A 22,980-nucleotide genomic window follows, 5' to 3' on the forward strand; every position below is an offset into this window, starting at 1 on the left:
GAGCCTGTCGAGGAACGGCCAGGGTTACTGAGCGATCAGACGCCGAACAGCAGGCGCGACGGATCCTCGATCGCCTCCTTGATGCGGACGAGGAAGGTCACCGCCTCGCGCCCGTCGACCAGGCGGTGATCGTAGGACACCGCCAGATACATCATGGGACGCGCGACGATCTGCTTGTTCACTACCATCGGGCGGTCCTGGATCTTGTGCATGCCCAGGATCGCGGACTGCGGCGGGTTGATGATCGGGGTCGACATCAGCGAGCCGAAGACGCCGCCGTTCGAAATGGTGAAGGTGCCGCCCTGCATGTCCTCGATGGCGAGCTTGCCGTCGCGGGCCTTGGTGCCGAGGCGGGCGATTTCCTTCTCGATCTCGTGGAAGCCGAGCTTGTCGGCGTCACGCACGACCGGAACGACGAGGCCGCTCGGCGAGGAGACCGCGACCGAGATGTCGTAATAGTTCTTGTAGACGATCTCGTCGCCGTAGATCTCGGCGTTGACCGCCGGGACTTCCTTCAGCGCCTGCACCGCCGCCTTCACGAAGAAGGACATGAAGCCCATCTTCACGCCGTGCTTCTTCTCGAAGAGGTCCTTGTACTGGGCGCGCGCTTCCATCAGGGCCGTCATGTCCACCTCGTTGAAGGTGGTCAGCATGGCCGCGGTGTTCTGCGCGTCCTTCAGGCGTTCGGCGATGCGCTTGCGCAGCCGGGTCATCTTCACGCGCTCTTCGCGCGGATCCTCGGGCCGGGGCGGCAGCGCCTTGGGTGCCGGGGCGGCGGCGGGCGGATTGGCGATCGCGGCCAGCACGTCGCCCTTGGTGATGCGGCCGCCCGGGCCGGTCGCCGGGATGGCGGCGGCCGGAAGGCCGGATTCGGCGATCAGCTTGCGCGCCGCCGGACCCGGCTCGGCACCGCCGGCCACCACGGGGGCGGCGACGGGGGCCGGCGCAGGCGCCGCGACGGGGGCCGGAGCCGGTGCGGGCGCCGGGGCGGGAGCCGCCGCCGGGGCCGCCGGCTTGGCGGTGGCGGTGGCGCCTTCCTCGATCGCGCCGAGGATCTGGCCGATCGTGACGGTGTCGCCCGGCTTGGCATCGATCCGCGTCAGCACGCCCGATTCCGGCGCGTTGACCTCGACCGCGACCTTGTCGGTCTCGAGTTCGACCAGCGCCTCGTCCTTCTTGACGGCTTCGCCGACGTTGCGGAACCACTTGCCGATGGTCGCCTCGGTGACGGATTCACCGAGCGTCGGGACCTTGAGTTCGATCGTCATTCTTCAGCCTCTTCGGCGTTCCAGATCAGTTGGTTCTCAGACAGTCAGCGCGTCGCCGACCAGCTTGTTCTGTTCTTCGACATGCTTGCGCAGCAGGCCGGTCGCGGGCGAAGCCGCGGCCGAACGGCCGGCATAGGCCGGGCGGATGCCCTTGGTGCCGCGCGCCTTGTTGATCACCCATTCGATCCAGGGCTCGACGAAGAACCAGGCGCCCATGTTCTTCGGCTCTTCCTGGCACCACACCACATCCGCCTTGGGGAAGCGCTGCAGCAGGTTGACCAGGGTCTTGGCCGGGAAGGGATAGAGCTGCTCGACGCGGGCGATATAGACATTCTCGAGCTTGCGCTTCTCACGCTCGGCCAGCAGGTCGTAATAGACCTTGCCGGTGCACATGACGACGCGCTCGATCGCGGAATCCTTGGCCAGGCGGAAGTCGCCGGTGATCTTGGGGAATTCGGCCTTGGGGTCGAAATCGTCCTCGAGCACGCGGTGGAACGAAGTGCCGGGGCCCATTTCCGCCAGGCTGGAGACCGCCTTGGGATGCCGCAGCAGCGACTTCGGCGTCATCATGATCAGCGGCTTGCGGAACTTGCGGTGGATCTGCCGGCGCAGGATGTGGAAATAATTGGCCGGCGTGGTGCAGTTGGCGACCTGCATGTTGTCTTCGGCGCAGAGCTGGAGGTAGCGCTCCAGCCGGGCCGAGGAATGTTCCGGCCCCTGGCCTTCGAAGCCGTGCGGCAGCAGGCAGACCAGGCCCGACATGCGCAGCCACTTCGACTCGCCCGAGGCGATGAACTGGTCGAACACCACCTGGGCGCCGTTGGCGAAGTCGCCGAACTGCGCTTCCCACAGCACGAGGGCGTTGGGTTCGGCCATCGAGTAGCCGTATTCGAAGCCGAGCACGGCGGCTTCCGACAGCATCGAATCGTGGACCTCGAAACTCGACGCCTCCGGCCCCAGATTCTGCAGCGGCATGTAGCGGTCTTCGCCGGCCTGGTCGACCCAGACGGCGTGGCGCTGCGAGAAGGTGCCGCGGCCCGAGTCCTGGCCGGACAGGCGGACGTGGATGCCTTCCTGCAGCAGGGTGCCGAAGGCCAGCGCTTCGGCCGTCGCCCAGTCGAAGCCCTCGCCCGTCTCGAACATCTTCTTCTTGGCGTCGAGCACGCGGCGCAGCGTCCGGTGCGGCGTGAAGCCTTCGGGGATCGTGGTCAGGACCTCGCCGATTTCCTTCAGGGTCTTCATCGACTCGTCGGTCTCGCCACGGCGGACGTCGCCGCGCGCGACCTGGAGCCCGGCCCAGCGGCCTTCCAGCCAGTCGGCCTTGTTCGGCTTGTACTGCTTGGAGGCTTCGAGATCGCCGTCCAGCTTGGCGTAGAAGCTGGAGTTCATCGCCTCGGCCTCGGCCGCGGTCACGACCCCCTCCTCGACCAGGCGCTTGGCGTAGATCTCGCGCACGGTCGGATGGCTGCCGATCTTCGAATACATCAGCGGCTGGGTGAACATCGGCTCGTCGGTCTCGTTGTGACCGAAGCGGCGATAGCAGAAGAGGTCGATCACCACGTCCTTGTGGAACTTCTGGCGATATTCCGTCGCCACCTTGGCGACGTGGCAGACGGCTTCCGGATCGTCACCGTTCACGTGGAAGATCGGCGCCGCCACCATCTTCGCCATGTCCGACGGATAGGGCGAGGAACGCGAGAAGTGCGGGGCGGTGGTGAAACCGATCTGGTTGTTCACGATGATGTGGATCGTGCCGCCGGTGCGATAGCCGCGGAGGCCCGAGAGGCCGAAGCATTCCGCGACCACGCCCTGGCCCGCGAAGGCGGCGTCGCCATGGAGCAGGATCGGCATCACCTGGATGCGGTCGGTATCGCCCTTCTGCCACTGCTTGGCGCGCGCCTTGCCGATCACCACGGGATCGACGATCTCAAGGTGGGAGGGGTTGGCCGCCAGCGACAGGTGGACCTTGTTGCCGTCGAATTCGCGGTCGGACGAGGTACCGAGGTGATACTTCACGTCACCCGAACCCTGGACATCGTCGGGATTGGCCGAGCCACCCTGGAATTCCGAGAAGATCGCGATATAGGGCTTGCTCATCACGTTGGCGAGCACGTTCAGGCGGCCGCGGTGGGCCATGCCGAGCACGATCTCGTTGCAGCCGAGGTTACCGGCGCGCTTGATGATGCCTTCCATCGCCGGGATCAGCGCTTCGCCACCGTCGAGGCCGAAGCGCTTGGTGCCGGTGAAGCGCTTGTTCAGGAAATGCTCGAAACCTTCGGCTTCCACGAGCTTGTTCAGGATCGCCTTCTTGCCCTCGAGGGTGAAGCTGATCTCCTTCTCGCGGCCTTCGATGCGCTCCTGGATCCAGGCCTTTTCGGCCGGATCGGAGATATGCATGAATTCAACGCCGATCGTCGAGCAATAGGTCCGGCGCAGGATCGCCAGGATCTCGCGCATGGTCGCGGTTTCGAGGCCCAGCACGTAATCGAGGAAGATCGGCCGGTCCATGTCGGCTTCGGTGAAGCCGTAGGTCTCGGGATCCAGCTCCGGATGGGGCTTCGGCGGCTCGAGGCCGAGGGGATCGAGATTGGCCTTCAGGTGGCCGCGGATGCGATAGGCGCGGATCAGCATGATCGCGCGGACGGAATCGAGCGTCGCGGCGCGGATGTCCGCCGGGGCGGGCGCCGGGGCGGCTTCCGCCTTCGGCTTGGCCTCGCTCTTGGCCTTGGGCGCCGCCGGCTTCTCGTCGTCGTCGAGGCCCTTGGGCACCAGCGGCCAGTCGGCACGCTTCCAGCTCGGCTGGGTCGGCCCGTTCAGCTTTTCGCCGAGGGCCGAGAAATATTGCGCCCACGAGGGATCGACCGAATTGGGATCCTTCTGGAAGCGGGCGAGAAGATCCTCGATGAAGGCACCATTGGCGCCGTTGAGGAACGAAAGTTCGTCGAGTTGGGTCGTCATGTCCGTCAAGTGCGGCCTGTTGGGCCGCTCTCTCTGCTTGGCCGCGAAGCCGTTGACTGAACCGCCGGTGGTCTCCCTTTAACGCACCGGGTACTGAATCCTTGACCCGCACGGCCTGGCGGCCGGGGTGACGCGGCCCTGGATCGTGGGGGATCCCCCCGACGAGTCGCGCGCCCTAAAATTGGCCGTTCCGCCGGCTGAATCAACCCGCCTTCGGCCCTCTTAGACCAATGGCGGTGAATACTCTAGACGCCGGAGGGCGGCACGCAACAAGGCGCCGCCCGCCGAGACATGCAGGGCCGGCATTGCTGCCGGCCACAGGCTCAACCGCGCAGCAGGTCGACCAGGGTGGTGCCCAGGGCGGCGGGCGAATCCGCGACGCGGATGCCGGCCGACTTCAGCGCTTCCACCTTGAAGTCCGCCGTATCGTTGCCGCCCGAGATGACCGCACCGGCATGGCCCATGCGACGGCCCGGAGGGGCGGTACGGCCGGCGATGAAGCCCACCGTGGGCTTCTTCACCTTGTTGGCCTTCAGGAACTCGGCGCCCATCACCTCGGCGTCGCCGCCGATCTCGCCGATCATGATGATCGACTCGGTCTCCGGGTCGGCCAGGAAGAGTTCCAGGCTGTCGACGAAGTTGGTGCCGTTGACGGGGTCGCCGCCGATGCCGATGCAGGTCGACTGGCCGAGGCCGGCCGCCGTGGTCTGCGCCACCGCCTCATAGGTCAGGGTGCCCGAACGGGACACGATGCCGACCTTGCCGCGCTGGTGGATGTGACCCGGCATGATGCCGATCTTGCATTCGCCAGGGGTGATGACGCCCGGGCAGTTCGGCCCGATCAGCCGGCTCTTGGAACCGGTCAGGGCACGCTTCACCTTCACCATGTCGAGCACCGGAATGCCTTCGGTGATGGTGACGATCAGCGGCACTTCGGCGTCGATCGCCTCGAGGATCGCGTCGGCCGCGAACGGCGGCGGGACGTAGATCACCGAAGCATTGGCGCCGGTGCCTTCGACCGCCTGGGCCACGGTGTCGAACACCGGCAGGCCGAGGTGGGTGGTGCCGCCCTTGCCCGGGGTGACGCCGCCGACCATCTTGGTGCCGTAGGCGATCGCCTGTTCGGAGTGGAAGGTACCCTGCGCGCCGGTGAAGCCCTGGCAGATGACCTTGGTGTCTTTGTTGACGAGGACGGACATCAGGCAGCTTCCTTCACGGCCTTGACGACCTTCGCGGCCGCATCGGCCAGATCGTCGCCAGAGGTGATGGGGAGACCGGACTCGGCCAGCAGCTTCTTGCCGAGTTCGACGTTGGTGCCGGCCAGGCGGACGACCAGCGGCACCGAGAGCGACACTTCGCGGGCCGCCGCGATCACGCCTTCGGCGATCACGTCGCAGCGCATGATGCCGCCGAAGATGTTGACCAGGATGCCTTCGACGTTCGGATCCGAGAGGATGATCTTGAAGGCTTCGGTGACGCGCTCGCGCGTCGCACCGCCGCCCACGTCGAGGAAGTTCGCCGGCTCGCCGCCGTAGAGCTTGATGATGTCCATGGTCGCCATGGCGAGGCCGGCGCCGTTCACCATGCAGCCGATGTTGCCGTCGAGCTTCACATAGGACAGCTCGTGCTTGGCCGCTTCGCGTTCCATCGGATCTTCTTCGTCCGGATCGCGCAGTTCCTGGATGTCCTTGTGACGGAACAGGGCGTTGTCGTCGAAGTTCACCTTGGCGTCGAGGGCGATCAGGTCGCCGGCCTCGGTCACCACCAGGGGGTTGATCTCGAGCAGCGAGGCGTCGGTCTCGATCATCGCCTTGTAGATCGCCTGCACCAGCTTCACGCAGGCGCCGACCTGCTTGTCCTGAAGCTTCAGGGCATAGGCGATGCGGCGGCCGTGGAAGGCCTGGATGCCGCAGGCGGGATCGACCGGCAGGCCCAGGATCTTTTCCGGGGTTTCGTGGGCGACCGCTTCGATGTCCATGCCGCCTTCGGTCGAGGCGATGAAGGCGATGCGGCCCGACTTGCGGTCGAGCAGGGCGGCCAGATAGAGCTCGCGGGCGATCTTGGAGCCGTCTTCGATGTAGACGCGCTTCACTTCCTTGCCCTGCGGGCCGGTCTGGTGCGTCACCAGGGTCATGCCCAGCATCTTGGCGGTGGCCGCCTTGACGTCTTCGATCGACTTCACGACCTTGACGCCGCCGGCCTTGCCGCGACCGCCGGCATGGATCTGCGCCTTCACGACCCAGACGGGGCCGGGCAGTTCACGAGCGACCTTTTCGGCTTCGTCGGGCGTATAGGCGACGCCGCCCTTGGGGACGGCGACACCGTATTTGGCCAGCAGAGCCTTGGCCTGATATTCATGGATGTTCATGGGGCATCCTGGGTTGGCTTCCGGGGAGGGCCGCTGTCAAGCGGTGATGGATGCGCGGCGCCGCTGTTATAGCACCGGGATGATGTCGCGCAACCGCCATGGCCTGACAACCTTACTTGGGCTTCTTGGCGACCGTTTTCGCCTTCTTCGCCGCGGGCGCCCGCACTGCCGGCGCGCCCAGGGCGGGCTCCAGCTTGGCGGTCGCCTGGACGAGGATACGCACCGCCTCGACGGACTTTTCGAAAGCCGTCTTCTCGGTCGCGTTCAGGGCGATTTCGATCACCTTCTCGACGCCGTTCGCACCGATCACCACCGGCACGCCGACATAGAGGTCTTTCACCCCGTATTGGCCCGTGAGATGGGCCGCACAGGGCAGGATTCGCTTCTTGTCCTTGAGGTAGGCGTCGGCCATCTCGATCGCCGCCGCGGCGGGGGCGTAGAAGGCAGAGCCGGTCTTCAGCAGGTCGACGATCTCGGCGCCGCCGTTGCGCACCCGCTCGACGATCTGCTCGAGCCGGGCCCGCGTGGTCCAGCCGAGCTTCACGAGATCGGTCAGGGGAATGCCACCGACCGAGGAATAGCGGATCAGGGGCACCATGGTGTCGCCATGGCCGCCGAGCACGAAGGCGCGCACGTCTTCGACCGAGACGCCGAATTCCTCGGCCAAGAAATAGCGGAAACGGGCGGAATCGAGCACGCCCGCCATGCCCACCACCTTGTTCGCGGGCAGGCCCGAAGCCTTCTGCAAGGCCCAGACCATGGCATCGAGCGGATTGGTGATGACGATGACGAAGGCATCGGGCGCATAGCGCTTGATGGCGTGGCCGGCCGCCGCCATCACCTTGGCGTTGACCGCCAGGAGATCGTCCCGGCTCATGCCCGGCTTGCGCGGCACGCCGGCGGTCACGATCACCACGTCGGCACCGCGGATCACGGAATAACTCTTGGCCCCGCCGAGGACGGCGTCGAAGCCCAGCACCGGGGACGCTTCCGCGATATCCAGCGCCTTGCCCTGGGGAACGCCGTCCAGGATGTCGAAGATCGCGACGTCACCCAGTTCTTTGAGGCCGGCCAGAAGGGCGAGCGTCCCGCCGATCTGTCCGCCCCCGATCAGGGCGATCTTGTTGCGCGCCATACCCCAGGCTTCCCCACCATCACTGTCGGGGCCGTTGATTAGCGCGATTTGTCGCACATCACAAGGTTCGCGAAGGTCGAAGGAGGCCCGAAAACGGCTCTCTCCGCCTATTTTCTAGTGACTTTCGATTTGAAATCATCGGTTTTATATTGCGACCATAATTCATAGGGCGAGAAAATCACCGCGGTACGAGTCGATTTCGGTCACCGGCAGTGCCTGTCCGCGCGGCCCTTCGGCCGACACCCAGTGAGCCTCAGCCGCCGTGGCCGAGGGCCAGATAGTCGTCCGACTGCATCTCGTTGAGGCGGCTCGCCGTGCGTTCGAATTCGAAGGCGCCGTCGCCTTCGGGGTAGAGGTCGTCCGGCCCGGCGGCGGCCGAGCAGACCAGCTTGGCCTTGGCTTCGTAGAGCGCGTCGACCAGGGTGACGAAGCGCTTCGCCTCGTTCCGTTTCTCGGGCGTCAGGTGCGGGATGTCGTCCAGCACCAGGGTGTGGAAGGCGCGGGAGATCGCCAGATAGTCGGCCGGGCCGAGGGCGGCGGCGCAGAGGTCGTTGAAACTGGCCCGGGCGACGCCATAGGCGGCCCTGGGAATGACCACGCTGCGGCCCTGGACGTCGAGCGCGCAGGGCGCCGGTGCCGCCCCCCGGGTCAGGTCCAGGAAGGCCTCGTCGAGCGCTGCGCGCGCTTCCGCGCCGAGGGGGGTGAAATAGACCCGGTGGCCGGCCAGCCGGGCCAAGCGCCAGTCCCGGGCGCCGTCGAGGTGGAGGACGTCCAGCGTCGCCTCCAGTTCGTCGATGAAGGGGATGAAGAGCTGGCGGTTGAGCCCGCCCATGTAGAGTTCGCGCGGCGCCCGGTTGGAGGTCGCGACCACCACCACCTGCTCCTGCCACATGACATGGAACAGCCGGCTCAGGATCATGGCGTCGGCGACGTCGGTGACCTGGAATTCGTCGAAGCAAAGCAGGCGCGCCTCGCCTGCTATGTCGCGCGCGACCACGGGGATCGGGTCGTCGCCGCCCCGCTTGGCCCGCTCCGTGTCGGAGAGGCGGCGGTGGGCGTTGATCGCGGCATGGACCTCCTGCATGAAGGCGTGGAAATGCACGCGGCGCTTCTTCTCGACGGGCGCGCCGCGGAAGAACAGGTCCATCAACATGGATTTGCCGCGCCCGACGCCGCCATAGAGATAGAGGCCCTGGGGCGGTTCCTCGTGGCTGCGGCGTGACCCGGTCAGCCAGCCGAACAGGCCGCGCGCGGCGCGTGCCTCCGGCGGGGTCCAGAGCGCCAGGCGCTGATGCAGGATTTCGAGCTTTTCGATCGCCAGGCGCTGGGCCGGATCGGATTCGACCGTGCCTTCGGCGACCAGGGCGGCATAGGCATCCAGCGGGCCGCTCATGCCCCAACCCCGCCGTCAGACCTCACCCGCACCATGCCGACCTCCACCTTGCCCGGCTTGATTAGCCGGGCGGGGCCGATCAGACAAGTGCGGCTTCAGAATTCCTGAAGGCGGTTTTCAGGCCTTCTTGCCCCGGGGAGCATCGACCGGGGCCGGTGTCTCGTCGTCGTAGAGGATGCGAGCGGCATCGCCTTCGAGGTCGTCGAACTGGCCGGTCTTCATCGCCCAGAGGAAGGCGGCGAGGCCGACCAGGCCCATCAGGAGCGCCGTGGGCAGCAGGAAGATCAGGATGTCCATGTCTGCGTCCCCTTGCCCGCGCGGCCGAGGCGCAGGGCGTTCAGAATGACGGTCAGCGACGAGACCGACATCGCCACTGCGGCGATCAGCGGCGTCACCAGGCCGATCACGGCGAGCGGCACCAGGGTGGCATTGTAGAGGAGAGAAATCACCAGATTCTGAACCACCAGACGCTGGGCACGGTGGGACACGTCGAGCGTGGCCGGCACGGCGTCGAGCCCTGCCCCCTGGAAGATCACGTCGGCCGTGGTGCGGCTGATGTCGGCCGCGGCGGAAGGCGCCATGGAGGCATGGGCGGCGGCCAGCGAGGGCGCATCGTTGATGCCGTCGCCGACCATGAGAACGCGGGCCCCTTCGGCCTTCAGGGCCTCGATCGCGGCGACCTTGTCGGCCGGGCGCTGGGCGGCGCGCCATTCGGTGATGCCGAGCTGGTCGGCCAGGGCGGCGACCGCGGCCGGCCGATCGCCGGACAACAGGGCGACGCGATAGCCGCGCCGCTTCACCGCGGCGACGACCGAAGCCGCATCGGTGCGCGGGGCATCGCGGAAGGCCAGGCGAACCGGCGCCTGCCCTTCGCCCGCCAGCCACATTTCGGCGCAGCCGTCGTCGATCTCCGGCGCCGTGGGAGCAGCGAAATCACGCCGGCCGAGGCGGACCAGACGTCCGTCGACCGTCGCTTCGAGCCCGTCGCCCGGCAGTTCGACCACGCCGGTCAGCGCCGGCACGTCGCCCGCGGCCCGGCGAAGCGCCAGGCACAGCGGATGGCGGCTGGCGGCGGCGAGACCGCTCGCCAGGGTCAGGGCGGCGGCGGGCACCTTGGCGGCATCGACCAGTTCCGGCCGGCCTTCGGTCAGCGTGCCGGTCTTGTCGAAGACGATCGTGTCGACTTCGGCCAGACGCTCGAGCGCGGTGGCGCTCTTCAGCAGGATGCCGCGCTTGAACAGGCGGCCCGAGGCGGTCACCTGGACCGCCGGCACGGCGATCGCCAGAGCGCAGGGGCAGGTGATGATCAGCACGGCGACGGCATTGAGCAGCGCGACCGTCCAATCGGCGTGCATCGGCCAGAGCCACCAGCCGAGGAAGGTGATCAGGGCGAGGCCATGGACGACCGGGACATAGAGCTTGGCCAGGCGATCGGCCAGCACGACATAGCGCGCCCTGCCCTGCTCCGCCGCCTCCATGCAACGCACGATCTCGGCCAGCACGGTGTCCGGACCGACGGCCTTGGCTTCGATGGTCAGGGCGCCGCCCGTGTTGATCGTGCCGGCGAAGACCTGATCGCCGACACCGACGGTGGCGGGCACGCTCTCGCCGGTCAGGGTGCTGGTGTCGAGGGCCGAGCGGCCGGCATAGACGATGCCGTCGACCGGCAGCTTGGCACCGGCGGCGACCAGCAGATGGTCGCCCGGGCGCACCGCCTCGATCGGCACGAATTCGGTCCGCCCATCGGCCGTGACGCGTGTCACCTCGGTCACCGCGAGGGAGAGCAGATGGGTCGCCGCGGCACGGGCCCGGCCGCGGGCACGCTGATCCAGGAAGCGCCCGACCAAGAGCAGGAAGACGAGCGAGATCGCGGCGTCGAAATAGACTTCCTCGGCCCCGATGATGGCCTGCACCAGGCTCATCACGGCGGCGAGCGACACGCCCACCGTGATCGGCACGTCCATGTTCACGCGGCCGCTCCGGACCGCGTGCCAGGCCGAGCTATAGAAGGGCATGCCGGCATAGACGACGGCCGGCAGGGCGATCAGCGCCTGCACCCAGTTGAGCAGCCCGCGGGTCGCCGGCCCCATGTCGGCGAAGACCCCGGCCCAGACCGAGATCGCCAGCCACATGACGTTGCCGGCGGCGAAGCCGGCGACGGCCATGGCGCGCATCAGGCGGCGGTCGTTGGCGGCATCGGCGGCGGCCAGCTTGCCGGCATCGAAAGGCCGGGCGGTGAAGCCCATGTCGTCGAGCCGGTCGATGAAGTCGGTGGCGCGGGCGGGGGCGCCGCGCCAGGCCAGGGACAGACGGCGGGTGGTGAAATTCACCCGCGCGCCGACCACGTCGGGTTCCGCCGTCAGGGCGCGTTCGATCCGTTGCACGCAGGCGGCGCAATGAATGCCGTCGACCGCCAGCATCAGGCGGTTGACGTCGCCTTCGGTTTCGACGCGCGGCACGACGCCCGAATGATCGGCGGCGATGCTCATGGCAGAACCAGGGTCTCGTAGCTGTCGTAACGCTGGCCGCCGCGCTCGGCGACGACCGCGAGATGCCACAGGCCGGCGGCCGCGCCGTCGATCGCCGCACGCCATTGGCCGGCGCCGTCCGCCACCAGATCCAGCTGGCGGTCGAGGTGCGCGTCGCTCGGCCGCAGCAGACGGACGTCGATCCGTTCCGCGCTGACCGGCAGGCCGGCCGCGTCCTGCAACGTGACGGTCAGAACGCCGTCCGCCGCCTTGGAACCGAGCTTCCAGCCGAGCCCCTGCTCCTTCGCTTCCGCCGCCAGCACGTCGTTGTGGGCGAGGCCGCGCTCGTAGGGGTGGTCGGCGACCAGGCCGGGCTGACTTTCCAGGGCGGTCGTCACCATATAGACGTTCACCGCCCCGACGGAGACGAAGAAGCCGACGCACCAAGCCAGCACCTTTGGGCCGGTCAGCCCCCCCCGCGCGCGGGGGATCTCGTTGTTCGCGATCGTCATTTCTGCGGTCCCTCGAAACGAGCGCCAGCGGTCACGCTGACGTCTTCGCCGATTTCGTCGATCTTGAAACTATAGTCGATCGGCTTGCCTGCCCAGTGCTCGGCCGGCAGGCGCACGAAGATGCGGATGGCGGCGACCTGTTCGGGCGACAGGGCGACTTCCGGGTTCGCCTCGCCCTCGTGGCCGAGCACGGTGAGTTCGCCGCCCTCGAGACCCTGGAGCACGATGCTCACCTTGTGCGGCTGGGGCGTCTTGTTCAGGAGCTTCAGCGTATAGCCGTTGCGCAGGTCGCCGTTCGAGAGCTTCACGAACATCGGATTGCGGTCGGCCAGCACGCTGGCGTCGAGCGTCGAACGGGCGAGCAGCGAATAGACGATGGCGATGCCGGCGACCGTGAAGATCACGCCATAGCCGAGGGTGCGCAGGCGGAAGAAGTTCCACCGCCGCTTCTGCCCGGCCGCGATCAGCTCGACGTTGCGTTCGGTGTCGTAGGAGATCAGGCCGTGGGGCAGGCCCACCTTGTCCATGATCGCATTACAGGCGTCGATGCACAGGCCGCAGGAGATGCAGTTCATCTGCAGGCCTTCGCGGATGTCGATACCCGTCGGGCAGACTTCGACGCACTGGTGGCAGTCGATGCAATGGCCGCGGCCTTCCCAGCTCTCGCCCGCCTTGTGCTTGCCGCGCGGCTCGCCGATCGCCGGGTGGTAGGAGACCAGCAGCGTGTCGGGATCGAACATGGACGACTGGAAGCGCGCATAGGGGCACATGTAGGTGCACACGTTCTCGCGCGCCACCCCGGCCAGCAGGAAGGTCGAGAAGGTCAGGAAGCCGATGGTGGCATAGACCGCCGTGCCGGCCGTGCCCGTGAAGATCGCCGGCACCACGGAAGGAGCATCGTTGAAATAGAGCACCCAGGCGCCGCCGGTGGCCGCACCGATCAGGATCCACAGGGCGTATTTGGATACCCGCTTGCGGAACTTAGACAAACTCCAAGGTGCGCGGTCCAATTTCATGCGCTGGGCCCGGTCGCCTTCGACCCACCGTTCGACCAGCACGAAAAGGTCGGTCCACACGGTCTGCGGGCAGGCATAGCCGCACCAGACGCGGCCCAGCATAGCGGTGATGAAGAAGAGGCCGATCGCCGCGACGATCAGCATCAGGGTGATGATGTAGACTTCCTGCGGCCAGATCTCGAACCACAGGAAATAGGCCTTGCGGCCGGGCAGGTCGATCAGGACCGCCTGGTCGGGGGCGAAGGGGCCGCGGTCGAAACGCAACCACGGCACCCCCCAGTAGATACCCAGCAAGACGGCCATGACGGCCCACTTCAGGTTCCGGATCGGCCCCTTCACTTTCTTCGGAAAGGCCTTGGGCCTCGCCGCCCAGACGGGAATGTCTTCCTCGTCGATATAGGTCGGGGTGGAACTGCGTTGGGAAGTCATGGCCGTACTCACTCTATCGCTTCAAGATCGCTTCTAGTTACTCACCACCGCCGAGGCTGTGGACGTAGAGCACCAGCTTCTTGATCGCCAGCGGGTCGAGACGACTGGCCCAGGCCGGCATCACGCCGTGCTTCGGATTGAAGACCTGGGCCGCGACCGACTTGGCGTCGCCGGCGTAGAGCCAGATCGAATCCGCGAGCTTCGGCGCGCCGACATCGCGGTTGCCGACGCCCTTTTCGCCATGGCAGGCGACGCAGTTGTCGGTGAACAGCTGGGCACCGCGCTCGGCCGCCGCCGGATCGGCCGGAGCCGTGCCGGAGAGCGACAGGACATAGGCCGTGACGTCGTCGATCTGGGCCCGGGTCAGCATGCTGTCCTTGCCGAAGGCCGGCATCTGCGCGACGCGGGTGGCATCGTCACCCGGCGCACGGATGCCGTGCTGGATCGTCTGTTCCAGGGTGGCGTAATTGCCGCCCCAGAGCCAGTCGTCGTCCAGCAGGTTGGGATAGCCGACGTTACCGGCGGCACCCGAACCATGGCACTGCGAGCAGTTCTCCTGGAACAGCGCCTTGCCACCGGCGAGAGCGAAGGTCGACAGCTCGGGGTCGGCCGCGATCGCGGCATAGTCGAGCTTGGCCAGCTTGTCGTTGTAGGGCGCCTGGGCGGCCTTGGCCGCCGCCAGCGTCTCCGCCACCTGGACGCGGGTCGAGAAACCCAACACGCCCTTGGTGTAGCCCGCGATATAGGGCCATGCCGGATAGAGCACCCACCAGGCCAGCGCGAAGACCACGCAGGCCGCGTAGGTCAGCACCCACCAGCGCGGCGGCGGCGTTTCCAGTTCGCCGATACCGTCCCAGCTGTAGGGATGGATCGGGCTGCCCGTGACCGGGTCGACTTCATATTTGCGATGTTCGGTCATTTCACTTCTCCTCGGCAGCGTCGAAGGGAATGCGCGCGGCATCCTCGTAGACACGCCGCCCGCCCGGCCGATAGGCCCAGACGGTAAAGATGATAAAGAGGCCGAAGAACAGCACGGTCGAGACGATCTGGCTCAACACCAGGGCTTCGTCGAAGTCCATGACGTATCCCCCCTCGCCTCAGCGGTTGAAATCGGCGTCGGGCACGATCTTCGGGAAATCGACCAGCGTGCCGAGCATCTGGAGATAGGCGACCAGCGCGTCCATCTCCGTCACCTGCTCGGGATTGCCGTCGAAATCACGCGACGATGCCTTGGCATAGCGGGCCGCGAAGTCCGCCGGCGCCCCATCCGGAGTCGCCTGGGCGGCGAAATCCTGAGTGGCGTTGGCGATCTGGTCGTCGGTGTAGGGCACGCCGACGACACGCAGGGTCTTCAGGTGGTCCGCGATGTCGGCACCGGAGATCGGAGTCGTCGCCAGGAAGGCATAGGACGGCATGACCGATTCCGGCACCACGCTCTGCGGGTTCGAGAGGTGACGGACGTGCCAGTCGTCGGAGTATTTGCCGCCGACGCGGGCCAGGTCCGGACCGGTACGCTTCGAACCCCACTGGAACGGGTGGTCGTACATGCTCTCGGCCGCCAGGCTGTAAGGCCCATAACGTTCCACTTCGTCGCGGAACGGACGGATCTGCTGGCTGTGGCAGAGATAGCAGCCCTCGCGGATGTAGATGTTCCGGCCCGCGAGCTCGAGCGGGGTGTAGGGACGCATCCCGTCCACCTTCTCGATCGTGCTCTCGATCAGGAACAGCGGCGCGATTTCGACGAGACCACCGACGGAGACCGCGGCGACGATGCCAACCAGCAGCTTGATCGAGTGCTTCTGGAGGGCGTCATGGATCGAATAAATGTTAGCCATGATGGGTCCTCCTCACTCGGCCGGCTGCAGGGCGGGACGCGGGCTCGCCTCGACGGGCTTGCCGGCCTTCACCGTCATCCACAGGTTCCACGCCATGATGATCGTACCGGTCAGGAAGCACAGGCCGCCCAGGGTACGGATCGCGTAGAAGGGATGCATGGCCGCGACGGTTTCGATGAAGCTGTACTGCAGGAAGCCGAGGCTGTCGTAAGCGCGCCACATCAGACCCTGCATGATGCCGCTCGCCCACATCGCGGTGATGTAGAGGACGATGCCGACAGTGCCGAGCCAGAAGTGCAGACGGATCGCCGCCTGGCTGTAGATCTCCTTACGGCCCCACAGCTTGGGGAACAGGTAGTAGAGCGCACCGAAGGAGATGAAGGCGTTCCAGCCGAGGGCGCCCGAGTGCACGTGACCGACGGTCCAGTCGGTGTAGTGGCTGAGGCCGTTCACGGCGCGGATCGACATCAGCGGACCTTCGAAGGTCGACATGCCGTAGAAGGCCACGGCGACGACCAGGAAGCGCAGGATCGGGTCGGTGCGCAGGCGGTCCCAGCGGCCCGACACGGTCATGATGCCGTTCACCATGGAGGCCCAGGACGGCATCCACAGGATGATCGAGAAGGTCATGCCCAGGGTCTGCACCCAGTCCGGCAGCGCGGTGTAGTGCAGGTGGTGCGGACCGGCCCAGATGTAGACGAAGATCAGCGACCAGAAGGACACGATCGACAGGCGATAGGACCAGATCGGCCGCTCGGCCTGCTTCGGCACGAAGTAGTACATCATGCCGAGGAAGCCGGCGGTCAGGAAGAAGCCCACCGCGTTGTGGCCGTACCACCACTGGGTCATGGCGTCCTGGACGCCAGAGAAGGCCGAGTAGCTCTTCGTGCCGAAGAAGGAGACCGGCACCGCCAGGTTGTTGACGATGTGCAGGACCGCGATGGTCACGATGAAGGCCAGGAAGTACCAGAGCGACACATAGATGTGCGGCTCCTTGCGCTTGATGATCGTCCCCATGAAGACCACGAGGTAGGTCACCCAAACGACCGCCAGCCACAGGTCGACGTACCATTCCGGCTCGGCGTATTCCTTGCCCTGGGACCCGCCCAGAACGTAGGAGAGCGCAGCCATGACGATGAAGAACTGGTAGCCCCAGAACACGAAGACCGGGGCGAAGCCACCGAACAGCCGGGCCTTACAGGTCCGCTGCACGATATAGAACGACGTGCCGATCAGCATCGACCCGCCGAAGGCGAAGATCACGCCCGACGTATGAACCGGGCGGAGCCGGCCGAACGAGGTCCACGGCAGACCGAGGTTCAGGGCCGGAAAGGTGAGCTGTGCGGCGATCAATACGCCGACCAGCATGCCCACGACCGCCCAGAAAACTGCGGCGATCATGAACCAGCGCACCACGTCGTCGCGGTAGGCGACGGGTGCGTCGGGACTTTGTCCCGGAGACAAGGATGCAGACATGGTCATGGTTTGCGCCCCTCATTGGCGACCTAGCAAACTGTGGCCGAATGTGGGCGATGGGGTGATCAGCCGCTTTGATCCAGATCAGGGCGAGGGGGTCATTCGGTCCCTACGGTTGCGACACTTTCGACTTATGGAGCCCGCTATGAGCATCGCGGAAAACCACGATATCGTCTTCGACGCCCCGCCAGAGTCCGGCGGCCGCATCGCCCCCGTACTGATGGGCATCGCCTTCCTGCTGATCTGCGCTTTCGGCGTCATGCTGGCCGCCCACGCGCCGGACCAGCAGGGCTATGTCGAAGGCTTCGGCTTCATGATCTTCTCGCTGCTGATGACCATGTATTATTTCGGCAAGAAGGTCTGAAGCCGCACGCCGAAAAGCGCCAAAAAAAGAAAGTCCCGGCCGCCGCAGGGCGGTGCCGGGACTTTCTGCGTTGCCGGAAACCGTAAAGCCGCCGGCGGCGGCCTAATCTTCGTCGCCCGCGGCGTAGACGCTGGCGGCCGCCGAACTCAATGCCTTTTCGGCGGCGACCAGCTTGGCTTCCGGTGAAGGCTGGGGAAAGGCGATGATCTGCGCCGATCCGCCGGTTGCGACGAGCTGGTACTGCACGGCGGGGATGGTCTTTTCGGTATCGCGATCGGACATCGTCGGGCCTCCTGCACAATTGCCGCCGTTAACCTAACGGCGGGAGCTCGGCGACGCGAGTCGTTTGTTACCCGGCGGCCACACTCCCGATAATTTCGACAGCCAGGGCGAATCGTCCGGTGACCATGCGCAAGGCATCGAGGTCGGTGCCGGGCGCCGGCGCGATCCGGGCGGTCAGGCCACGCTTCGGATCGTCGAAGGTCTCAACCGTCGCCGTCAGGCCCGAGTCGGCCAGCGCCTTCTCGATGACCCGGCGTGCCGCCATCTGGCGGAGCGGCGGCTTGTGGATCTTGCCGACCGCGGTGACCGGCATCTCGGGCAGGATCTCGATGTGCACGGGCACCGCCGCGCGCTCGGGGACATGGGCGCGGGCGTAGTCGGCCAGCTCCTGTTCCGTCGCCGTCGCCCCCGGGCGCAGGCTGACATAGACCGTGGGCAGTTCGCCGGCATAGGCATCCGGCTGGCCGACCGCGGCCGCCAGCAGCACGGCGGGATGGCCGACCAGCACGTCCTCGATCATCTGGGGATCGATGTTGTGGCCGCCCCGGATGATCAGGTCCTTGGCCCGCCCGACCAGCCAGAGATAATGCTCCTCGTCGTAACGCGCGAGGTCGCCGGTGTCGAACCAATCGTCCGGTGCCGGCTGGCCGACATAGCCGGCGAAGAGCTGCGGGCCCCTCATGAACAGGGTGCCGACCTCGCCCACCGGGCAGGGCCGTACCGGCTTGCGCTCGCCGTCGACCACCATGGGCTGCAGTTCGACATAGGGCAGGCGGAAGCCCACCGAGCCCGCCCGCCGCTCGCCGAAGCGGGGATTGGTGGCGCTGGCGCAGGTGCCCTCGGTCATGCCGTAACCTTCGAGGATCTTCACCCCCGTGGCCGCCTCGAAGCGGCGGATCAGGTCGGCCGGCATGGGGGCCGCCCCGCAGATCGCGGTCTTCAGGGAAGACACGTCGCAGGTACCGATCGGCACGTCCAGCAAGGCGGCGTAGAGGGTCGGCACGCCGGAGAAGGAATTGCCCTTGAAGCGCTCGACCAGAGCCCAGAAGTTCTGGATCACGCCCTGCCCGCGGTAGCCCTGGGGTGTCAGGATCACCACCGTGGCGCCGCCCGCGAAGGCGGCGATGCCGGTCACCACCGTGCCGTTCACATGGAACAGCGGCAGGCCGCACAGGATCACGTCGTCCGCCTCCGCCCCCATGATGGAGCCGAGCAGCCAGGCTTCGAAGGCTTCGTTGAAATGGCTGTGGCGGGCGAGCTTGGGCGTGCCCGTGGTACCGCCGGTATGGAAATAGGACGCGATGTCCGACGCGCGGATGACCCGGCCGGAGAGCAGGCGGTCGCCCGGCTGGGCCGCGATCGTGGCGTCGAAATCGAGGATCGGCAGGTCGCGCGCCGGGCGCCGGTCTTCGGGCGTCAGCGCGGCCAGCATGGGGCGCATCGGCTCCGGCACGAAGGGGGCGAGGTCGATCCGCAGCACGGCTTCGAGGCTCGGCACCTGATCGATCACCTGAACCGCCTTGTCCCACAGGTCGGACTGCGGGAAGGGCGCCAGGGTGACCAGCAGCTTGGCCCCGGCACTCCGCATGATGGCGGCGATCTTCTCGGGCTCCAGCAGGGGATTGATCGGATTGGCGATACCGGCCGCCTCCCCGCCCCAGAGCGCGTAATGGGTCTGCAGCAGGTTGGGCAGCAACAGGGTGACGACATCGGTCGGCCCGACGCCCAGGCCATGGAAGGCGTTGGCGGCGCGCGTCACATTGGCGAAGAGCTCGCGATAGGTCACATCGGCGCTGGGCAGCGCGGGATCGCCCAGAAGCAGGAAGCGGAGCGCCAGGGCGTCGCCGAAGCGATCCGCCGCGTGCCTCAGGACCGAATAGGTATCGGTGATGCCGGCTAGGCGCTGCTCCAGCGGTACCGATTCGACCGCCAGCACGTCGTCGTAAGTCGCGATTCTGATCGCGTCGTCCATCTCACTCTCCCCTGGCGCCTTCTGCGAGGCATTGTGCGGGGAGCCAAGATCGGCGTACCGCCCGCCGGGGTCAAGACTTGCCGAAAGTCAGGCGGTCCGGCGCCGACGTACCGCCCGAGAGGATGAACTGCATCGCCTCGTTGGCCGTCCAGTCGAGCCAGACCAGATTCTCGACCGGCACCAGTTCCATATAGCCGGAGGTCGGGTTGGGCGCGGTCGGGACGTAGACCGCGGCGATCTCCTGCCCCGTCTCCGTATCGGTGAAGACCTTGGTGACGAAGCCCAGCGTCTTCATCTGCGGATTGGGAAATTCGACCAGCACCACCCGCTGCTGACCGGCCGGCGCCTGCTGGAACGAGGCGATCAGCTTGCGCACCGCGCCGTAAACCGACTCGACGAAGGGAATGCGCGCCATCAGCCGGTCGAACAAATGCCAGACCCGCGCCCCGAGCACGGCCGTGGTCGCCGCCCCCAGGACATAGAGCGCGAGCAGGGTGACGAAGGCGGCGAGCCCGGTCTGGAACCAGCTCTGCTGCAGGATCATGGCGACGCCGGGCGCCCAGGTGTCGACCGCACCGGCCACCGCCAGCACCAGCGGCCGCCCGGCCGCCACCAGGAAATCGAACACGATGCCGACGACCCAGACCGTCAGCAGGAGGGGCAGGCTGGCCAGCAACCCTGCCATGATGTTGCGGCGAATGCGTTCCATGATGCTCGACCCCCGATACACAGGACAGGCGGCGGATGTGGGCATCCTAGCCGCCTTGTGTTAGAGACCGGGCGGAATTATCGCCGGTGGGCCTGCCATGTTGAAAGTCGGAATCGTCCCGGTCACCCCCTTCGCCCAGAACTGCAGCCTGGTCTGGTGCGACGAGACCATGAAGGGCGCCGCCATCGATCCCGGCGGCGATCTGGACCGGATTCGCGCCGCGATCCAGAAAGTGGGCATCACGCTGGAGAAAGTCCTGCTGACCCACGGCCATCTCGACCATGCCTCGGCCGCGGGCGAATTGGCGACAGAAGCCGGTGTCAAGATCGAGGGCCCGCACCGCGACGACCAGTTCCTGATCGACAGTCTCCAGACCCAGGGCAAGGCCTATGGCTTCCCGGTCCACCCCGCCTTCACGCCGGATCGCTGGCTCGAGGGCGGCGATACCGTGACCGTCGGCAAGGAAGTGCTCGAGGTGCGCCACTGCCCGGGCCATACGCCGGGCCATGTGATCTTCTTCCATGCCCCGAGCAAGCTCGCCATCGTGGGCGACGTGCTGTTCCAGGGCTCGATCGGACGGACCGATTTCCCGCGCGGCGACCACGCGACCCTGGTCCGCTCGATCACCGAGCAGCTCTGGCCGCTGGGCGCCGACGTCACCTTCGTGCCCGGCCACGGCCCCCATTCCACCTTCGGGGCGGAACGGCGCTCCAACCCCTTCGTCGGCGACCGGGTGTTGGCGGCCGGCGCCTGATCAGGCCGGCACGCCCGCGGCCAGCCGGGCCGCCGCCCCGGCCCGCCGGCGCGGCGGCGCCAATTCGGCGAGCAGCGCCCTGCCCGCCGCCCAGGCGCCGTGGCCGGACGCCACGTTGATGTGGCCGGCAGGTCCGGCATCCACCACCCGGGCACCCCAACGCCCGGCCCAGTCGCAGGCGCGGCCGAAATCCATATAGGGATCGTTGCGGCTGGCCACCACGATGGCGGGGAACGGCAGCGCGTCGCGCGGCACCGGGGCGAAATCGGCCAGGAAGTCCGGCGCGCGCCCGCGCTGCTCGACATCGGCCGGGGCGACCAGCAAGGCGCCGGCGATATCGAGATCGGGCCTGGCCGCCGCGACATGGGCGGTCAGCACGCAGCCGAGACTATGGGCGACCAGCACCGCCCCCGGTACCGCCTCGATCGCGGCGATCGCCCGCGGCAGCCAGTCGGCCAGCCGCGGCCGCTCCCATTCCGCCTGTTCCAGCCGGCGCGCCCGCGGCAGCTCGGCCTGCCAATGGCTCTGCCAATGGCCGGGGCCCGAATTGCCGAGGCCGGGCACGATCAGATAGGGCGGTGAGTCGAGGGTCATGGCGCTGGCTCCGGACAGAAACAACATGAATTCATGTGGCCGTCCGATATTCACACTACAATATGAAATTTATAAATTTCAATGCAGTATTTCTGTGTTCAATATACCCAGAACTGCAGAGCCCCGGCTGCCAGCCGAGGCTCCGCTGCTCAGAAACGGTCGGCGCGGTAGGGCGTCGGGTCGGTGAAGGGTTCGGCGCCGGTCATCATCTCGGCCAGCAGGCGGCCGGTGACGGGGCCCAGTGTCAGGCCGTGGTGGTTGTGGCCGAAGGCGAACCAGAGGCCCTTGTGCTTGGGCGCCGGGCCGATCACCGGCTTCATGTCGGGCAGGCAGGGGCGCCGGCCCATCCAGGGTTCGGGATCGACATGCTCGCCGAGGGGGAAGAGTTCCTTAGCGATCGGCTCCGCCCGTTCGAGCTGGACCGGGGTCGGCGGGGCGTCGCGGTCGGCGAATTCGACGCCGGTAGTCAGGCGCACGCCGCGGTTCATGGTGGCGAGCAGGAAGCCCTTGTCGACGTCGAGCAGCGTGTGATTGAGCACCGCATTGCCGACCGGCTTGTAATGCATGTGGTAGCCGCGTTTCACCGCCAGCGGGAAGTCGTAGCCCAGCGGCTCGTAGACGTCGTTGGCCCAGGGGCCGAGGGCAATCACCGCCTCCGCCGCCTCGGCCGGGCCGGTATCGGTGACGAAGCGATAGCCGCCGCCGGTGACGTCGAGGCTGCGGGCGTCGCCGGTCGCCAGCGTGCCGCCCCTTCTCTCGAACAGCGCGGCATAGCCTTTGACCAGGGCGCTCGGGTCCAGAATCGAAGCGGGGTCGAGCCAATGGACACCGCCCACCACCACGTCGGAGACATAGGGTTCGCGCGCCTTGAGCCCTGCCGCGTCGAGCACGTCGAATTTCAGGCCGTGGGGGGCGTAGATCTCCTTCGCCTCCGCGATCGCCTTCTGGTGGCTCGATTCCTTGCGGAAGACTTCGATCCAGCCGACTTCGCGCATCAGGTGCTGGAGCCCCGCGGGTTCGATCAGGGCCTTGTGCTCGCTCAGCGAATTCTGGATCAGGGGCAACAGCTCGGCCGAGATCTTGGCCAGGCGCTGAGGCGAGGAATAATACCAGAAGCGGGCCAGCCAGGGCGCGATCTTGGGCGCGAAGAGCGGGTCGTAATGGGCGTCGACATTGTGGTTCAGGGCATAGCGCGCGAGATCCAGGAGATCGCGCGGGAAGGAATAGGGCACCACGCTGGCCCGTTCGATCAGGCCGGCGTTGCCGAAGGACGTCCCCTCGCCGATGCCGCTCTTTTCGAGCAGCACGACCGAACGCCCGCGGGCCTGGAGGTGCAGGGCGACCGAAACGCCGACGATGCCGGCACCCAGGACCACGACGTCAGACTTCGCCATTCCTTCAACCCCGCCCGATGAAACCTCAGCGATCATAGCCACCGGCGGGCGGC

Annotated in this window: 21 protein-coding genes; 2 read left to right on the forward strand and 19 right to left on the reverse strand. The window is 66.9% G+C overall.

What is annotated here, in order from left to right; translation table 11 throughout:
* Positions 1 to 35: 35 nt before the first annotated feature.
* The 14 genes from odhB to ccoN all read right to left on the reverse strand — a co-directional run bounded on the left by odhB (position 36) and on the right by ccoN (position 16,864).
* Positions 36 to 1,268 carry a 2-oxoglutarate dehydrogenase complex dihydrolipoyllysine-residue succinyltransferase gene (gene odhB / locus WC493_RS07990; protein ID WP_373064338.1) on the reverse strand — a complete coding sequence of 411 codons (1,233 nt, stop codon included), beginning with the start codon at positions 1,266 to 1,268 and terminating at the stop codon, positions 36 to 38.
* A gap of 36 nt (positions 1,269 to 1,304) precedes the next feature.
* Positions 1,305 to 4,226 (reverse strand): 2-oxoglutarate dehydrogenase E1 component, encoded by a 2,922-nt coding sequence (locus WC493_RS07995; RefSeq protein ID WP_373064340.1) that lies wholly within the window; start codon positions 4,224 to 4,226, stop codon positions 1,305 to 1,307.
* A 323-nt stretch (positions 4,227 to 4,549) separates the two neighbouring features.
* The gene (gene sucD / locus WC493_RS08000) at positions 4,550 to 5,425 is read right to left on the reverse strand and encodes a succinate--CoA ligase subunit alpha (protein ID WP_373064342.1); all 876 of its coding nucleotides are present in this window, start codon (positions 5,423 to 5,425) and stop codon (positions 4,550 to 4,552) included.
* Positions 5,425 to 6,594, reverse strand: a complete 1,170-nt coding sequence (gene sucC, locus WC493_RS08005; protein ID WP_373064344.1) for an ADP-forming succinate--CoA ligase subunit beta — start codon at positions 6,592 to 6,594, stop codon at positions 5,425 to 5,427. The genes sucD and sucC overlap by 1 nt, the downstream gene beginning before the upstream one ends.
* Positions 6,595 to 6,706: 112 nt before the next feature.
* Positions 6,707 to 7,729 carry a malate dehydrogenase gene (mdh, locus tag WC493_RS08010; RefSeq protein WP_373064346.1) on the reverse strand — a complete coding sequence of 341 codons (1,023 nt, stop codon included), beginning with the start codon at positions 7,727 to 7,729 and terminating at the stop codon, positions 6,707 to 6,709.
* A gap of 253 nt (positions 7,730 to 7,982) precedes the next feature.
* A complete protein-coding gene (zapE, locus tag WC493_RS08015) occupies positions 7,983 to 9,122 on the reverse strand; it encodes a cell division protein ZapE (RefSeq protein ID WP_373064348.1) in 1,140 nt (379 codons plus the stop codon).
* A 117-nt stretch (positions 9,123 to 9,239) separates the two neighbouring features.
* Positions 9,240 to 9,419, reverse strand: coding sequence for a cbb3-type cytochrome oxidase assembly protein CcoS (gene ccoS, locus WC493_RS08020; protein ID WP_373064350.1), 180 nt, complete (start codon positions 9,417 to 9,419; stop codon positions 9,240 to 9,242).
* Positions 9,407 to 11,611, reverse strand: a complete 2,205-nt coding sequence (locus WC493_RS08025; protein ID WP_373064352.1) for a heavy metal translocating P-type ATPase — start codon at positions 11,609 to 11,611, stop codon at positions 9,407 to 9,409. The genes ccoS and WC493_RS08025 overlap by 13 nt, the downstream gene beginning before the upstream one ends.
* Positions 11,608 to 12,102, reverse strand: a complete 495-nt coding sequence (locus WC493_RS08030) for a FixH family protein (RefSeq protein ID WP_373064354.1) — start codon at positions 12,100 to 12,102, stop codon at positions 11,608 to 11,610. Before WC493_RS08030 ends, WC493_RS08025 begins: the two co-directional genes overlap by 4 nt.
* Positions 12,099 to 13,547 carry a cytochrome c oxidase accessory protein CcoG gene (gene ccoG / locus WC493_RS08035; RefSeq protein WP_373064356.1) on the reverse strand — a complete coding sequence of 483 codons (1,449 nt, stop codon included), beginning with the start codon at positions 13,545 to 13,547 and terminating at the stop codon, positions 12,099 to 12,101. Before ccoG ends, WC493_RS08030 begins: the two co-directional genes overlap by 4 nt.
* A 37-nt stretch (positions 13,548 to 13,584) precedes the next feature.
* Positions 13,585 to 14,466, reverse strand: a complete 882-nt coding sequence (ccoP, locus tag WC493_RS08040) for a cytochrome-c oxidase, cbb3-type subunit III (RefSeq protein WP_373064358.1) — start codon at positions 14,464 to 14,466, stop codon at positions 13,585 to 13,587.
* Position 14,467: 1 nt separating this feature from the next.
* Positions 14,468 to 14,626, reverse strand: coding sequence for a cbb3-type cytochrome oxidase subunit 3 (locus tag WC493_RS08045; RefSeq protein WP_373064360.1), 159 nt, complete (start codon positions 14,624 to 14,626; stop codon positions 14,468 to 14,470).
* A gap of 18 nt (positions 14,627 to 14,644) precedes the next feature.
* The gene (gene ccoO / locus WC493_RS08050; protein WP_373064362.1) at positions 14,645 to 15,382 is read right to left on the reverse strand and encodes a cytochrome-c oxidase, cbb3-type subunit II; all 738 of its coding nucleotides are present in this window, start codon (positions 15,380 to 15,382) and stop codon (positions 14,645 to 14,647) included.
* 12 nt (positions 15,383 to 15,394) lie between these two features.
* Positions 15,395 to 16,864 (reverse strand): cytochrome-c oxidase, cbb3-type subunit I, encoded by a 1,470-nt coding sequence (ccoN, locus tag WC493_RS08055; RefSeq protein WP_373064364.1) that lies wholly within the window; start codon positions 16,862 to 16,864, stop codon positions 15,395 to 15,397.
* A gap of 139 nt (positions 16,865 to 17,003) precedes the next feature.
* On the opposite strand from ccoN, the gene WC493_RS08060 reads away from it, so the two are divergent.
* A complete protein-coding gene (locus tag WC493_RS08060) occupies positions 17,004 to 17,222 on the forward strand; it encodes a hypothetical protein (protein WP_373064366.1) in 219 nt (72 codons plus the stop codon).
* Between the two features lie 102 nt (positions 17,223 to 17,324).
* On the opposite strand, the gene WC493_RS08065 is transcribed toward WC493_RS08060, so the two are convergent.
* The 3 genes from WC493_RS08065 to WC493_RS08075 all read right to left on the reverse strand — a co-directional run bounded on the left by WC493_RS08065 (position 17,325) and on the right by WC493_RS08075 (position 20,185).
* Positions 17,325 to 17,504 (reverse strand): hypothetical protein, encoded by a 180-nt coding sequence (locus tag WC493_RS08065; RefSeq protein WP_373064368.1) that lies wholly within the window; start codon positions 17,502 to 17,504, stop codon positions 17,325 to 17,327.
* A 67-nt stretch (positions 17,505 to 17,571) separates the two neighbouring features.
* Positions 17,572 to 19,476: an acyl-CoA synthetase gene (locus tag WC493_RS08070; RefSeq protein ID WP_373064370.1), complete on the reverse strand. Its 1,905-nt coding sequence runs from the start codon at positions 19,474 to 19,476 to the stop codon at positions 17,572 to 17,574.
* Between the two features lie 70 nt (positions 19,477 to 19,546).
* The gene (locus WC493_RS08075; RefSeq protein ID WP_373064372.1) at positions 19,547 to 20,185 is read right to left on the reverse strand and encodes a DUF502 domain-containing protein; all 639 of its coding nucleotides are present in this window, start codon (positions 20,183 to 20,185) and stop codon (positions 19,547 to 19,549) included.
* A 97-nt stretch (positions 20,186 to 20,282) separates the two neighbouring features.
* Between WC493_RS08075 and WC493_RS08080 the strand changes: the two genes are divergently transcribed.
* Complete coding sequence (locus WC493_RS08080) at positions 20,283 to 20,939, forward strand: MBL fold metallo-hydrolase (protein ID WP_373064374.1); 657 nt, start codon at positions 20,283 to 20,285, stop codon at positions 20,937 to 20,939.
* Here WC493_RS08080 and WC493_RS08085 read toward each other — a convergent pair whose 3' ends face one another.
* Positions 20,940 to 21,533 (reverse strand): RBBP9/YdeN family alpha/beta hydrolase, encoded by a 594-nt coding sequence (locus tag WC493_RS08085; protein ID WP_373064376.1) that lies wholly within the window; start codon positions 21,531 to 21,533, stop codon positions 20,940 to 20,942.
* A 149-nt stretch (positions 21,534 to 21,682) separates the two neighbouring features.
* Positions 21,683 to 22,927 (reverse strand): FAD-dependent oxidoreductase, encoded by a 1,245-nt coding sequence (locus WC493_RS08090; protein WP_373064378.1) that lies wholly within the window; start codon positions 22,925 to 22,927, stop codon positions 21,683 to 21,685.
* Positions 22,928 to 22,980 lie beyond the last annotated feature (53 nt).

It is taken from the genome of Zavarzinia sp. (assembly GCF_041650655.1).
GTDB lineage: Bacteria > Pseudomonadota > Alphaproteobacteria > Zavarziniales > Zavarziniaceae > Zavarzinia.